The sequence below is a fragment of the Sphingomonas dokdonensis genome, assembly GCF_002197685.1.
Classification (GTDB): domain Bacteria; phylum Pseudomonadota; class Alphaproteobacteria; order Sphingomonadales; family Sphingomonadaceae; genus Sphingomonas; species Sphingomonas dokdonensis.
The window spans coordinates 142317-156594 of record NZ_NBBI01000002.1; the positions used below are offsets into that span (position 1 = coordinate 142317).

12 protein-coding genes are annotated in these 14278 nt (G+C 65.8%); 4 read left to right on the forward strand and 8 right to left on the reverse strand.

What is annotated here, in order from left to right; all coding sequences use genetic code 11:
- The first annotated feature begins 33 nt into the window (after positions 1-33).
- From SPDO_RS05570 to SPDO_RS05580, 3 genes are all read left to right on the forward strand, one after another.
- The gene (locus tag SPDO_RS05570) at positions 34-1203 is read left to right on the forward strand and encodes an MBL fold metallo-hydrolase (RefSeq protein ID WP_088366501.1); all 1170 of its coding nucleotides are present in this window, start codon (positions 34-36) and stop codon (positions 1201-1203) included.
- Positions 1204-1267: 64 nt separating this feature from the next.
- Positions 1268-3733: an ATP-dependent helicase HrpB gene (hrpB, locus tag SPDO_RS05575; RefSeq protein ID WP_088366995.1), complete on the forward strand. Its 2466-nt coding sequence runs from the start codon at positions 1268-1270 to the stop codon at positions 3731-3733.
- Positions 3734-3743: 10 nt separating this feature from the next.
- Positions 3744-4025, forward strand: a complete 282-nt coding sequence (locus SPDO_RS05580; protein ID WP_088366502.1) for an ETC complex I subunit — start codon at positions 3744-3746, stop codon at positions 4023-4025.
- 163 nt (positions 4026-4188) lie between these two features.
- On the opposite strand, the gene SPDO_RS05585 is transcribed toward SPDO_RS05580, so the two are convergent.
- The 8 genes from SPDO_RS05585 to thpR all read right to left on the reverse strand — a co-directional run bounded on the left by SPDO_RS05585 (position 4189) and on the right by thpR (position 13327).
- A complete protein-coding gene (locus SPDO_RS05585; protein ID WP_088366503.1) occupies positions 4189-5097 on the reverse strand; it encodes a hemolysin family protein in 909 nt (302 codons plus the stop codon).
- On the reverse strand, positions 5098-5607 hold the full coding sequence (gene ybeY, locus SPDO_RS05590) for an rRNA maturation RNase YbeY (protein WP_088366504.1): 510 nt from the start codon (positions 5605-5607) through the stop codon (positions 5098-5100).
- Between the two features lie 33 nt (positions 5608-5640).
- Positions 5641-6642, reverse strand: coding sequence for a PhoH family protein (locus SPDO_RS05595; RefSeq protein ID WP_088366505.1), 1002 nt, complete (start codon positions 6640-6642; stop codon positions 5641-5643).
- A 142-nt stretch (positions 6643-6784) separates the two neighbouring features.
- Positions 6785-8905, reverse strand: a complete 2121-nt coding sequence (locus tag SPDO_RS05600) for a M10 family metallopeptidase C-terminal domain-containing protein (RefSeq protein WP_088366506.1) — start codon at positions 8903-8905, stop codon at positions 6785-6787.
- Between the two features lie 215 nt (positions 8906-9120).
- Positions 9121-10440, reverse strand: a complete 1320-nt coding sequence (gene miaB, locus SPDO_RS05605) for a tRNA (N6-isopentenyl adenosine(37)-C2)-methylthiotransferase MiaB (protein WP_088366996.1) — start codon at positions 10438-10440, stop codon at positions 9121-9123.
- 10 nt (positions 10441-10450) lie between these two features.
- Positions 10451-11185 (reverse strand): lysophospholipid acyltransferase family protein, encoded by a 735-nt coding sequence (locus SPDO_RS05610; protein ID WP_088366507.1) that lies wholly within the window; start codon positions 11183-11185, stop codon positions 10451-10453.
- The gene (locus SPDO_RS05615; protein ID WP_088366508.1) at positions 11182-12741 is read right to left on the reverse strand and encodes a spinster family MFS transporter; all 1560 of its coding nucleotides are present in this window, start codon (positions 12739-12741) and stop codon (positions 11182-11184) included. Before SPDO_RS05615 ends, SPDO_RS05610 begins: the two co-directional genes overlap by 4 nt.
- A 43-nt stretch (positions 12742-12784) precedes the next feature.
- A complete protein-coding gene (gene thpR / locus SPDO_RS05620) occupies positions 12785-13327 on the reverse strand; it encodes an RNA 2',3'-cyclic phosphodiesterase (RefSeq protein WP_088366509.1) in 543 nt (180 codons plus the stop codon).
- A 124-nt stretch (positions 13328-13451) separates the two neighbouring features.
- Here thpR and SPDO_RS05625 point away from each other — a divergent pair, with 124 nt between their 5' ends.
- Positions 13452-14198 carry a Bax inhibitor-1/YccA family protein gene (locus SPDO_RS05625; protein WP_088366510.1) on the forward strand — a complete coding sequence of 249 codons (747 nt, stop codon included), beginning with the start codon at positions 13452-13454 and terminating at the stop codon, positions 14196-14198.
- Positions 14199-14278: the final 80 nt, after the last annotated feature.

The window sequence follows — 14278 nt, forward strand, 5'->3', positions numbered from 1 at the left end:
GCTGAAGATGACGGTGATTTGGGAGGAGATGGGTTGAGGCGGGTCCTGAAGTTGGCGGCCACTGCGCTGTTGCTGTTGACGGTGGTGGCGGGTCTCGCAGCAACCATCGTGCCGCGCTTCCTCGACCGCATTTATTATCGCGGCCCAGCGACCGATCACTTCAATGGCAGCCGTTTCTTCAATCCCGACGGCGAGGACGACACTGCACGTCCACCCACGGGAGGCAGTCGTGCCGGCTTTCTGTGGCGATTTCTGTCCGGCAGCGATGGCCGGCCACCCTGGCCAGACAAGGTTACGGTGAAACCCAGCGTGCCCGAGCGGCGCGTTATGGGCGATCGGATGGTGGCGACGTGGATCGGCCACGCCACCGTCCTGGTGCAGACGCAAGGGCTCAATATCCTTACCGATCCCATCTGGTCGGATCGCGCCGGGCCGCTCGGTTTCGGCCCCACGCGGGTGACGGCGCCGGGCGTGCGCTTCGACGATCTGCCCAAGATCGATCTCGTGCTCGTCAGCCACAACCATTACGACCACCTCGACCAGGAAACGCTGAAACGGTTATGGCAGCGCGACCGGCCGCTGGTGGTCACCAGCCTCGGCAACGATAGCGTGATCGGGCAGGTCGGAGTGCCCGCAAGAGCGGTCGACTGGGGGCAAAGCGTCGTGGTGCGTCCGGGTGTGGAGGTGATCGTCTCGCGCAATCACCATTGGGGCAGCCGCTGGTTTGCCGATCGTAATCGCGCGCTCTGGTCGGCCTTCACCATTCGCTTGCCGGGCGGCAATCTGTTCTTCGCCGGCGACACGGGGCTCGGCGATGGCCAATGGCCGGCCGAAGCAGCATCGCATGGCCCGGTACGGCTGGCGCTTATCCCGATCGGCGCCTTTCGCTTCGTGCCAGCGCAGATGGCGTCCGGCAGCCACATCGGCCCGCCGGATGCGGTGCGGGTATTCAGCCGCATGGCCCCGTCACGCGCGGTGCCTATCCATTGGGGCACCTTTCGCCTGAGCTATGAAGCGCGCGATACGCCGCCGCGGATGCTATCGGCCGTCATGCGCTGCGCCGGCTTCGATCCCGCGCGCTTCGCACCGGTCGGGCTTGGACGGCCCCTGACTGTGCCACCCGTAGGTTCACAGCCGCCACGCGGCGACGAGTCCCGGATCGAAAAATGTCTGTCTTCCGCGCCGGTAGCGGCGCTGCAGTAATGCCGGTCGCCAAGGTTCGTCACGGCTTCAAATCGCTGACGCCGGCTGCCACAGCATCGCAATGATGCCTGCCAGCGACCTGCCGATCCATGCCGTCTTGCCTGACCTGCTGGCGACGCTGCGTGATCGCTCGTCAGCAGTGCTGGTGGCGCCGCCGGGCGCTGGCAAGACGACGGCAGTCGCACCGGCGCTGCTCGATCAGCCATGGTGCACCGGCGAGGTGCTGCTGCTCTCACCCCGCCGTCTGGCTGCGCGGGCAGCAGCGGAGCGGATGGCGGCGCTGGCGGGCGAGCCGGTCGGGCAAACGTTCGGCTATGCCACGCGCCTCGACACCAAGCGTTCGGCCGATACGCGCGTCACGGTGGTCACGGAGGGCATCTTCACCGCCCGCATCCAGCGCGATCCCGAGCTTGCCGGCGTCTCCGCCGTGCTGTTCGACGAAGTGCACGAACGCAGTCTGGATGGCGATTTCGGCTTGGCTATGGCGATCGACGCACAAGCGGGGCTGCGCGAAGATTTGCGGCTGGTCGCAATGTCGGCGACGCTCGACGGCGCGCGTTTCGCCGCGCTGCTTGGCGATGCGCCAGTGATCGAAAGCGCGGGCCGCAGCTGGCCGCTGTCGCTGGTGCACCTTGGCCGCACGCACGACCGGATCGAGGATGCGGTGGCCGCAGCGGTGCGGCAGGCGCTGACCGAGGCGGATGGCGGCGTGCTGGCCTTTCTGCCCGGCGTGGCGGAGATCGAGCGCACGGCGGAGCGGCTCGAACAGATGACCGACGTCGCGCTGCATCGCCTACACGGCAGCCTCGACCCGGCTGCGCAGCGCGCTGCGATCCGCGCCGAACCCGACGGGCATCGCAAGCTGGTGCTGGCCACCAGCATCGCCGAGACCAGCCTGACGCTTGATGGTATCCGGATCGTGGTGGATTCGGGGCTTGCCCGACGCCCGCGCTATGACCGTGCGGCCGGGATGACGCGGCTGGTGACCGAACGAGCAAGCCAGGCGGCCGTGACCCAGCGTGCGGGCCGCGCGGCGCGGCAAGGCCCCGGCGTCGCCTACCGTTTGTGGGAGGAGGCGGCGACCGCCGGGCTGCCGCGCTTCGATCCGCCCGAGATCCTGGAAGCGGACCTGTCTTCGCTTGTGCTTGCCGCCGCGATCTGGGGCGTCGCCGACCCGCGCGACCTCGCCTGGATCGATCCGCCGCCAGACGCCGCGGTAAGCGAGGCGAGAGCACGGCTTCTCACGCTTGGCGCGCTCGACGGCGACGGCCGCCCCACCCACCATGGCCGAGCCATTGCGGCCTTGCCGATGCCGCCGCGGCTTGCGCACATGCTGCTGCGGGCAGGTGAGCTTGGACGGGCCAGCATCGCGGCAGATGTGGCGGTGCTGCTGAGCGAGCGCGGGCTTGGCGGCAATGATGTCGATCTGGACCTGCGCCTGCGCCGCTGGCGCAACGACGGGTCGCCGAAGGCCAAGGGGGCAAGGCAGCTTGCAACGCGATGGGCGCGTGCCGCGGAACGACCCGCTTCGACGCAGGCCGACCCCGTGCCTGCCGCCGCCACGGGAGCAGATGTCGCCGTGGCGCTCGCCTTTCCCGACCGGATCGCGCGCCGCCGCGACGCATCTGGCGAACGCTGGGCCTCGGTTGGCGGCCGTGGGTTAAAGCTGGATCCCTCGTCATCGCTGGCGCGCGAGGAATGGCTGGCGGTGGCGGAGACGCAGGGCATAGCGGCGGGCGCGCGCATCCTTTCGGCCGTCGCGATCGCCGAAGAAACGATCGTTGCGCTGTTCGGCGAACGAATCGAAACACGATACCTTGCCGAATTTGACGCCGGCACTGGCAGCGTGCGTCCGGTGCGCGAGCGCCGCCTTGGCACCATTCGTCTGGCCAGCGCACCCGATCCGGATGCGGCGCCTGCCGACGTCGAGGCTGCGCTGATCGAGGGCGTGCGCCGGCACGGCCTTTCGTTGCTGCCATGGGGAGAGGGGGCACGCGCCTTTCGTCAACGCGCAAGCTACGCTGGCCTGCCGTTCGACGACGAAAGCCTGGTGGCGCGTCTCGATGAGTGGTTGCCGCCGTTGGTAGCGGGCAAGCGGCGGCTCGATGCCATTGCGCCCGGTGCCCTGGCCGATGCGCTGCGTAACCTGTTGTCCTGGGAGGAGGCGCAGCGGGTCGATCGCATGGCGCCGCCCAGCTTCACCAGCCCGGCCGGCAGCACTCATTCCATCGATTATTCGGCCGAGGGCGGCCCGCGCGTCGAGCTGCGCGTCCAGGCTTTGTTCGGGCTTTCGGAGCATCCGACAATCGGCACGGATCGCGTGCCGCTGGTGCTGTCGCTGACATCGCCGGCGGGTCGCCCCATTCAGACGACGCGCGATCTTCCCGGCTTCTGGGCGGGAAGCTGGGCCGCGGTGGCCAAGGAAATGCGCGGCCGCTACCCGCGCCATCCCTGGCCCGACGACCCCGCGGCGGCGTCCGCCACGCTGCGCACGAAAAATGCCGATGCAAGAGCGCGCGGATCGCGATAAGGACATGCCCATGCCGACCGCCCGTATCTATCAGCGCCCGAAGAATGCCATGCAATCGGGCAAGGCCCGCACCGATCGCTGGCAGCTCGAATATGAGCCTGCCGAGCCGCAGCGGCCCGATCCGCTCACCGGCTGGGCCGGCAGCGGCGACACCCGCGGGCAGATCCGCCTCGGTTTCCCGACGATGGAGGCGGCGGTCGCCTATGCCGAGCGCGAGGGCGTCGCCTATACGGTCGTGCCCGCGCCGACCAAGACGCTGAAGCTGCAGAGCTACGCCGACAATTTCAAGTGAGGCAGCCGCGGCGCCGCTGTTGGCGTCGCCATTAGAGCGCTTGGTGCCGCGGCTGATCGCGCGGCCGCAACGCCAATACTTCGGCGACTTAGCGTTGTGCGAAGATGCGCGGCCAAGCGATACCGGAAGGGGCAGCCGCTACCTGCCCCGTTCTGGGTCTAGCCTATTCGCCGTCCTCAGGCTCCGGTTGGGGCGGATGGAGGCGAACGCGGTTGACGCGGCGTTCGTCGGCGTCGATCACCTCGAACCGCCAGCCGCTGGGGTGATCGATACAATCGCCCGGCTCGGGCACGCGGCCCGCGAGCACGGCGGTCAGCCCGCCAATCGTATCAACGTCGCTGTCGGCCTCTGCGAGCCGCTCGTCCACCGTCTCCCCAATGTCTTCCAGCTCGGCGCGCGCATCAGCCTCCCACGCGCCGCCGTCGAGCGGCACGAGCATGGCGGCGGGTGCCTCGTCATGCTCGTCCTCGATCTCGCCGACGATCTCCTCGATCAGGTCCTCGATCGTCACCAGCCCTTCGGTGCCGGAATATTCGTCCAGCACCACGGCAAGGTGAACGCGGGTCTGGCGCATGTCCGCCAGCAGATCGAGCGCGCCACGGCTCATCGGCACGAACAACGGCTGGCGGATCAGGGCGGCAATGTCGGTGGGACGCGGGTCTTCGCCGGCCAGGATCGCGAACACGTCCTTGATGTGGACCATGCCGATGATCGTATCGAGCCGCTCGCGATAGACCGGCAGGCGGCTCACCCCGGCGTCGGCGAAGACATGCACCACCTCGTCAAAGGTGGTCTGCTCCTCGACTGCAATGATGTCGGCACGCGGCACGCCCACGTCGCCGGCATCGCGCTCGCTGAAATGGAGCAGATTGCGCACCATCTGCCGCTCGAGCGCGGTCAGATCGCCCTTTGCCTCCGGCCCGGCGACCTCTTCATGGCGGTCAATCGCGGCTTCTAGCACGTCGCGGAGCGTGGCGCCTTCGGAATCCCCGAAGATCAGGGAGCGCAGGCCACGCCAAATACTGCCTTCATGCGGCTCGCCGTTGCCGACGCTACTTCGGTCCTCGGACACTTAGTCCTCTCGTATAAGGTAGGGATCCGCGATGCCGAGCGTCGCAAGCGCATCGCGCTCGATCGCCTCCATCGCATCCCCTTCGTCGTCGTTCATGTGATCATAGCCCAGCAGATGCAAGGTGCCATGGACGATCAGGTGGGTGGCGTGATCCGCCGCGGCGATCCCGCGCTCGGCCGCCTCGCTGGTGCACACGCCGTGCGCCAGGACGATATCGCCTAGCAGCACCTCGCCATCGTCGGAGTTCTGGCTGACGGTGTCGATCAGGTCGGGCTGCACCATCGGGAAGGACAGAACGTTGGTCGGCTTGTCCTTGCCGCGGTATTGCCCATTGAGCGTCTGCACCTCGGTATCGCTGGTCAGGCGAACGCTGACCTCGATCGTGGCTGGAGATGACAGGAGCGTGCCGAACGGCGTCGCGCCGATCGCGGCGCGCACCGCCGCATCGGCAAGCTGTTCCCACCGGCCATCCGGCCACGGCTCTTCCTGAAGGAGGGCAATTTCAATCATGGCAGGCTCGCGTAAAATGGACGTCGAAGCGCATCATGCGTCTCGCCCTTCGTAAGCTTCCACGATCCGGCCGACGATAGGGTGACGCACCACATCGGCCGCACTGAAGCGGACCATCGCGATCCCCTCGACCCCATTAAGCCGCATGGTCGCGTCGGCAAGGCCGCTCGCTGCCACGCCGCCGGGTAGGTCGGTCTGGTTGGGGTCGCCGCAGATCACCATGCGGCTGTTTTGCCCGAATCGCGTGAGAAACATCTTCATCTGCGCGGGGGTGGTGTTCTGCGCCTCGTCCAGAATCACAAAGGCATCGGCCAGCGTCCGCCCGCGCATGAAGGCGATGGGTGCGATCTCGATCTCGCCGCTGGCGATGCGCCGCTCGACCTGCTCCGCGGGAAGGCAGTCGTACAAGGCGTCGTAAAGCGGGCGCAGATAGGGGTCGACCTTCTCCTTCATGTCGCCCGGCAAGAAGCCGAGCCGCTCGCCCGCCTCGACGGCTGGACGCGAGAGGATCAGCCGCTGCACGCTGCCGGTGATGAGTTGCGCGACGGCCTGGGCGACGGCGAGATAGGTCTTGCCGGTGCCCGCGGGACCCAGCGCGAAGATCATGTCATTGTGCACCAGCTCGCGCATGTAATGCGCCTGCGCCGGGGTGCGCGGCACGATGGTTTTTTTGCGCGTACGGATCATGATCGGCGGCGCGCCGCCGGTTTTCTCCGCCGAAATGATGCCGTCCAGCGTCGGTTCGGCAGCCATGGCGATGGAGGCGTCGACGAGTCCGCTGTCCACCTCTTCGCCGCGCTGAATGCGGGCATACAGGTCGTTCAGCACGTCGCGGGCAAGGGCAACCTGCTCGGCCGTCCCCTCAAGCCCGACACGATTGCCGCGCGCGGTAATGTAAACACCCAGCCGGTTCTCCAACGCAACAAGGTTGCGGTCATATTGGCCGAACAACGCGCTGAGCGATTGGGGACGATCGAAGGTAAGTTCGACCCTGCTACGTTCGCCCGCTTGGGCGGCTACGGGCTTTCGACTCATCTGGCTCCCTGAAGGTGCGTCATGCCCCGCCAATGTGGCAGCGGGAGGGGGCAAAGGTAAGACCCCTCCCAAGCCCAAACGGAAACGGCGCCGGATCGTTGCGGAATTACCGCAACCGACCCAGCGCCGTCAGTTTACGACATCAAGCGATGACGCAGTTGATCGTCTCCAGCGAGTGGACCGGCGATGCCGAGGACACGAACAGCGCAGCGTCGAAGCTGCCGGCCGAACCGCCGCCGAAACCGCCCAGGCCGCCGCCATTGGCGAGGCGGAGGTCGCTGAAGTCGAACGCGCCGGCGCCGACCGACGGAGCGTTCGACGTGCTCGGCGCGAACACGTCGTCGGCGCCGAGGGCGAACGGCGCAGGCGAGGCTGCTTCGTAGACGCGGCCAGCGGCAAAAGCGCTGGTCACCGTTGCTACCGGCGTGGTGGCGTCGGCGTACCCGTAATAGAACAGGCCCTTCTGTTCGCCGAGGAACTGAAGGCCCTCGCCGGCATCGAAGTTCTGCAGGATGACGCGCGAACCCGTCTCGAGATCGAGCGCCAGATTGCCGGAGCTGCCAACCTTGATGATCCCGTCGTTGTTCGGATCGGACAGCGCCCGGTCCGTGACGATCATGTCATCACGGCCGAAATCGGTGATACGGTCGATTCCCGTCCCGCCGTTGTTCAGCTTGAACACGAACGCATCGCGTCCGCCGCCGCCGATCAGACGATCGTCGCCTGCACCACCTTCGAAGATGTTGTTGCCGGCATCGCCGGTGAGACGATCGTCGAACTTGGAGCCGATCACGCCCTCGATGCTGGTGAAGCGATCACCGGCTGCACCGGCCGAGCCGACGCCGTTCGCGAGCGATACGGTCACGCCCGACGTTGCCGTTTCGTAGCTGACGGTGTCGACGCCCGCGCCGCCATCGATGCGGTTTGCCGCGCTGTTGACGATGATCAGATCATCGCCGCCGCCGCCGACGGCATTCTCGATTACCGTGCCGTAGGCGATAGAGACGTTATCGGTGAACAGGCCGTTCTCCAAACCTAGCTCGTTACGCAGATCGACATAATAATCGTATTGCGCCTGGGTGCGGGCGGCGAAGCCCAGCTCTGCACGCTTGGCGTTCACTTCTTCGAGCGACGGGAACTCGATCACGCCGCCACCGGAGGAGAAGGCGCCTTCGTTCAGATCCATGATCGAGGGCGTATCCCAGCCGGAGAAGTCCAGCGTGTCACGGCCGCCGGCATCCCAGATGGTGACGATCGGGCGCGTGTTGAGCGTGAAGTCGAAAGCGTCTTCACGCGCGTTCGAATTGAAGCCGTAAGTGGTATTGCCCGTGCGCGTCGTCATATCGGCGCCATAGATGGCCTGGATTGCCGAAATGTCGTGCACCAGCGGCGTCGCCGCATAGGCGAAGTTCGTCAGCGTGAAATCGATGTGTTGCGCGCCCGTTTCATAAGCGTCGAAATAGCTCATGATCGAATATTGGCGCGAGTCCTGCGCGAACTTCGCGTCGTTCGCGTAGGTGATCGGGTCCGCCACGCCGTCGCCATCATTGTCGTCGGTGGCGTTGTAATCGCCCGGATGGCTCAGGCCGATCGCGTGACCAATCTCATGGATCATGGTCGTGACAGCGTAATAGCTGTTCGCCAGCGGGTTGAAGTTCGAGCCGACAAAGCCGTCGATCCACACGTCGCCGGCCAGACGGCCGATCTGCGTGAAGTCGTATGCTTCCTTGTAGCTGGCGTCGTAAATGTCGCCAAACGGCAGATAGGCGTAAGCCTGCGCGCCGCCGGTTGCCGTGTTGCCGAAGTTGATGTCGCCGTCGTAGGACTTGGTTTCCCGGAACGAGATGTTGATCAGGTCATCCCAGAGGTTGATAGAGGAGCGCGCAATGCCGCGCTGGCCGGCATTGAAGGCCGAAAAGTTCGCGCGGATCGCTTCTTCGAAAGAATCCGTTCCGGTCGCGTTGACATAATAGCTGTTCGCGAGTTCGCCGTAGTTCTTCCAGAACCCGAAATTGAGGACGCCGTCGTCCAGCACGCCATAGTTGTTGGTGTACCAATCCTGGCCCGTGCGGTTTAGGTTGGCGTTGATCGTGGTAACGTCCCAGATCGGCTTGCCGTTGTACGTGCCGCCGGCATCGGGATCGACCGAACCGTAGCTGACATAGCGGCCGTCATCCCAGAACGTGCCTGCCGGGTGCTCGCCGCCGCTGGTACATGCCGGGCATTGGCACATCGCGCCGGTTGGTGCTTCAACAGTTGACATTGTTATCGTCCTCCCAATCCCGACAGACAGGGGCAACGCTAAACGCAACGATCACGTCTACGCTGTGCGTAGGACGGGCACCTATATCTCGAGCAGGAATGGCCCTGAAAGCGGACCACCATGATATAATAGTACGTTCGTCGGCTTAACTCTGTCTGTTCTTATGGAAAGAACCTCTCGTTTCTTGCGAAACCTGTCAATAACTTGTCACGAAATTACGATGCAAAATTCGTTGTCGCCTTCAGCGAGTTGGGTCCCGCCTCGGTAAGCTGCACGGTTACGAGATCGCCGATCCGGTGCTCGCCCGAGAGCAGAACCGATTGGAGCCACGGCGATTTGCCGAGTTTTTGCCCGGGTAGCTTGCCGTTTCGCTCGATCAAAACCTCGCAGGTGCGGCCGACCGACTCCTCGTTGAAGGCAAGCTGGTCGCGATTCAGCGCGTCCTGAAGCTGCTGCAAACGATTGACCATGACAGCGTCCGGAATCTGATCGCCCATGTCTGCGGCGGGGGTGCCGGGGCGCGGGCTGTACTTGAAACTGAACGCCTGGGCGTAGCCGACGGCATCCACCAGGCGCAGCGTTTCGGCGAACTCCGCGTCGGTCTCGCCGGGAAAGCCGACAATGAAGTCACCCGACAGCGCAATATCGGGCCGCGCCGCGCGCACGCGGTCAAGCAGGCGAAGGTACGAATCGCACGTGTGGCTGCGGTTCATCGCCTTCAGCACCCGGTCGCTGCCCGCCTGCACCGGCAGGTGGAGGAACGGCATCAGGCTTTCGACGTCGCGGTGTGCGTCGATCAGGCCCTGCGCCATGTCGTTGGGGTGGCTGGTGGTGTAGCGGATGCGGGCGAGCCCCGGGATCCGGTCCAGCGTGCGAATCAGGTCGTGGAGGCCGCGGTCGTCGCCGTCAGTCCAGGCGTTGACGTTCTGGCCCAGCAACGTGATCTCGCGTGCGCCGGCATCGACCAGCGCCTTTGCCTCGTCGACGATGGCGGCGAACGGCCGGCTCACCTCGGCGCCGCGGGTGTAGGGCACCACGCAATAGGTGCAGAATTTGTCGCATCCCTCCTGCACCGTCAGGAACGCACTCGGCCCAACCTTGCGCCGTGCGGGCAGCGCGCCGAACTTGGATGCGGCGGGCATGTCGGTGTCGAGCGCAGCGGTGCCGGCGGCAGCGTCCGCCACCAGACGGGGCAGGTTGTGATAGGCCTGCGGGCCGACCACCACGTCGACCTTTGCGCGGCGCACGATCTCCGCGCCCTCGGCCTGCGCGACGCAGCCCGCGACCGCGATCATCGGTGCCGCTTCCCCGCGCCCGGCGCGATCCTTGCGCAGCCGTCCGATGTCCGAAAACACCTTCTCGGTAGCCTTTTCGCGTATGTGGCAAGTGTTGAGCACAACAAGATCGGCCGCATTCGCGTCGGCAACGGCCGTCATGCCTTGAGCGGCCATCAGTTCGGCCATCCGCTCGCCATCGTAGACGTTCATCTGGCAGCCGAAGGATTTGACGGCGAAGGTTTTTGGGGCTGGCTTCATGGCGCCGCGCCTATAGCGAAGCCGCGGCTTCTCCGCCACCAGCGGCGGCGATCCGTGCCCGCGCCTCTGCCGCAATCGCCTTGCGTCCGGGAAAGTCGTGAGGGTCGAAGGGATCGCAGAAGTGGAGCGTAGCCGAAAAGGAGCCGCGGCGGCGCAGCACGCGGCTGGCATGAGTGGTGCCGGGCTCGTCGCCGACCCAGGCGAGTTCTCCCGTTGCCGCGCCATAGTCGACCCGCACCGGCTGCACCAAAACGCCGGGCGGCGGGGGATCCAGCACGGCGAGCAGTGCGGCTTTGAACGGCAGCAGCGCGGTGCCGTCGCCGGTCGTGCCTTCGGGAAAGATGGTGATTGCCCATGCTTCGGACAGCGCCTCGCGCAGGGCGTTGATCTGGTCCGCCACCGCCATGCGATCCTCGCGCCGGACAAAGATCGTGCCGTTCAGCGTGCAGAGCCAGCCGACGAGCGGCACGGCGCGCAGCTCCGCCTTCGCGACAAAGGCGCTGCCGTTGCACCCGGCCAGGATGGGAATGTCCATCCAGCTGAGGTGATTGGATACGAACACGACATCGCGGCGCAGCGGTGTGCCGATCACCCGCCGCCGCGCACCGATGATCCAGGCAACGCTGCCGAGGAACCACGTGGGCCATGGCGACGGCAGGCGCAGCAGCCGCCACAGCAGGTGGCAGGGCAGGGCGAGCAGCAGCGCCAGCAGCAGCGCCGCCACGCGCAGGACTAGCCGGATCAAGTGAAGTCGGTCTCGCCCGCGGCGCGTGCGCGGTCCTCACGCGTCGCCTCAGCCGCAGGCACGAGCTTGAACGCGGCGATGGCAGCGCCAAGCGTGATCGGCACCGTCACCAACAGCGACAGCATGCCGACCGACAGGCTGCCGGTCAGCGACGACACGCGGCCTGCAAGATACGGCCCGAGCGCGAGGCCAAGCAGCGTCGTGCCGATGAAATACGTGGCCGTCGCCGCGCCGCGCATTCGCGGCAACACCAGATCCTGCGTCGTAGCGGCCGAATTGCCCAACGCCCAGCTGGCGGTGAACTGCGCGAGGAAGAGGCAGATGTAGAGAACAAGCGGCGTGTCGGTCGTAAAGCCGACCGCCAGGAACGGCGCGGGCAGCACGGCGCCCAACGCCACCATCACAAGGCGTCCGCCGGGATGCTTCTGCCGCAGCCGATCCCCCAGGATGCCGCCGATCGTGACCCCAAGGAAACCCGACACCGCGCCCATCCCGCCGAGGATCAGCCCGGCCTCTGCCGGCGACACACCCAGCTCGCGCATGGCATAAGGCGCGGCCCAGAAACCGGCCGCATAGCTAAGAAATGCGTTCAGGCCGTAGGCGACGACCGTGCACAGAAAAGCCGGCGTGCCGATGATCAGCGCGAAGGTGGGGGCGTCGCGGTGACGCAGCGCGCTGGCCCAGGAGAAGACGGCGTAGAAGCCGATGCCAACCGCGATCCATTGCGGCAGCGGTTCGCCAAAGGCGACAAGTATCGCGACCCCGACCGCGATCACCGCGGCGGCGACTAGGTTCCACAGCAGGGTGCGGGTGCCGAGGCGCGCGGCGCCGATCAGCGTGAACGGCGGCACGATGGTCAGCAATTCTTCGAAGAACGCCTTGAACGGCGCCGGGTGCGGCGGCTGCGCCAGCCCTTCGGAAAGCCCGCGCACCGGCTCGCGAAGGGTGGCGATCCACAGCGAGATGATGAGGCCCGGCAGGCCGACCGCCAGGAAAGCCGCCTGCCATCCAGCCAGTCCGAATGGGCCACCGTTCGGGTAGGTCGCATTCCAGCTTTGCACGATCAGCCCGCCGATGAAGAGCGAGATACCGGCGCCGACATAGATGCCCGCCGAATAGATCGACAGCGCCGTGCCGCGCAGCTTCTTGGGGAAATAGTCCGAGATCAGCGAATAAGCGGACGGACTTGCCGTGGCCTCGCCGATGCCGACGCCGATGCGGGCGGCGGCCAATTGCCCGCCGGTGCGCGACAGCCCGGACAGCGCCGTCATCGTCGACCAGAGCGCCAGCCCGACGCTGATCAGGCGAACACGGTGCCAGCTGTCGGCCAGTCGCCCGAGCGGAATACCGAACAGTGCGTAGAACACGCCAAAGGCGGTGCCGTAGAGAAAGCCGAGATCCTCGTCGCGCAGGTTCAGGTCACGCTTGATGTCCTCGGCAAGGATTGAGATCACCTGGCGGTCGATGAAATTGAGGATGTACACCACGAAAAGGATCGAGAGCACGTACCAGGCATAGCCTGTGGCGCGATATTCGCCGTCCGCGGTCGTGTTCATCCTGCTCCCCTCAACCGGTTCTTTGCCACGGCGTATCAGACGATCATTCGAGGGGCCAGCGGGCGATTGGCTCATAGCTGGCGCCGGTGCGGCCGAGCTGGCTTTCGTACAAGATCAGGTGTTCGAAGCTGAAGGGCGTACTCGTCAATCCGGCATGACGGGCGAGCCACGCCGCAATCTCCGGCCCGGCGTTCAGCGCCCGCGGCAGGCGGGCGAGCGTGATATGCGGCAAATAGGCGCGCCGCTCGGGCTGCAGGCCCACGCGCACCATCGCCTGATCGACCTTCCGGTGCAGCGCAGCGAGCGCAGCATGCGGTGTCACGCCGGCCCACAGCGCCTCGCTGCGCCCGCGCTGGCCGAACTGCCCGACACCAGAGATCGCCGCCTCCACCCGCGGCGCATGCAGGCTGCCGAGTGCCGCAGCAATGTCTTCGGCGACCGGGCGCTCGACGGCGCCGATGAAGCGGGTGGTGAGATGCAGCTGATCGTCGTCTTGCCACCGCGCGCCTGGCACGCCGTCCATGACATCGGCCAGCGCATCGCGTATATCGCGGGGCGGGCGCAGCGCGACGAACAGGCGATGCATCGGCGGCTCCTCCTCAGATTGTGACGAACCATTGCCCGTGACCCGCGAACTTGAACTTTGGGGCGGGCAACGCGATATTCCAAGGCGTATCCGGCCCTTTGCCGGGTGAAGGAGCAAACTGACAATGGCTAACTGGTCCGACCCCCGTCCGACGGCGAACGCCTTCGGCGCGAGCGTACCGGGCACGCGCGGCACGGCATATGATGCGGGTCTCCGCAAATATATGTTGTCGGTGTACAATTACATGGCATCCGGCGTGCTGCTCACCGGTATCGTTGCGTTGTTGTTCGCCAGTGGCGGGCGTGAAAGCCTCGCGGCGCAGATCTTCATGGCGCCCGGCATCCTGAAATATGTCATCATGTTCTCGCCGTTGGCATTCGTGATGGTGCTGAGCTTCGGCATCAACCGTTTGTCGACCGGCGCGGCACAGGCGATCTTCTGGACGTTCGCGGCCGTGATGGGCATGTCGATGTCGACGATCTTCCTCGTCTATACCGGCGCGTCGATCGCAACGACCTTCTTTGCCACCGCTGTCGCGTTCCTGTCGCTGAGCCTCTACGGCTACACCACCAAGCGTAATCTGCAGGCGTTCGGCACGTTCCTGATCATGGGTGTCGTCGGCCTGATCGTCGCCTCGCTGCTGAACCTGTGGGTGCAGAGCACGGCGCTGCAGATGGGCATCAGCGCGATCGGCGTGCTGCTGTTCGCTGGTCTGACGGCCTATGACACGCAGCGTATCAAGGAAATGTACGCCTATGTTGCGGGCACGGACATGATGGGCAAGGCCGTGATCATGGGCGCACTGTCGCTGTATCTCGACTTCATCAACATGTTCCAGTTCCTGCTCTCGTTCATGGGTAGCCGTGAATAAGCGGTCACACGGCTGAGACACGAGGCCCGGCGGTTCATTCCGCCGGGCCTTTTTCTTTGCCCAAATGCGTTGCGGCGCCA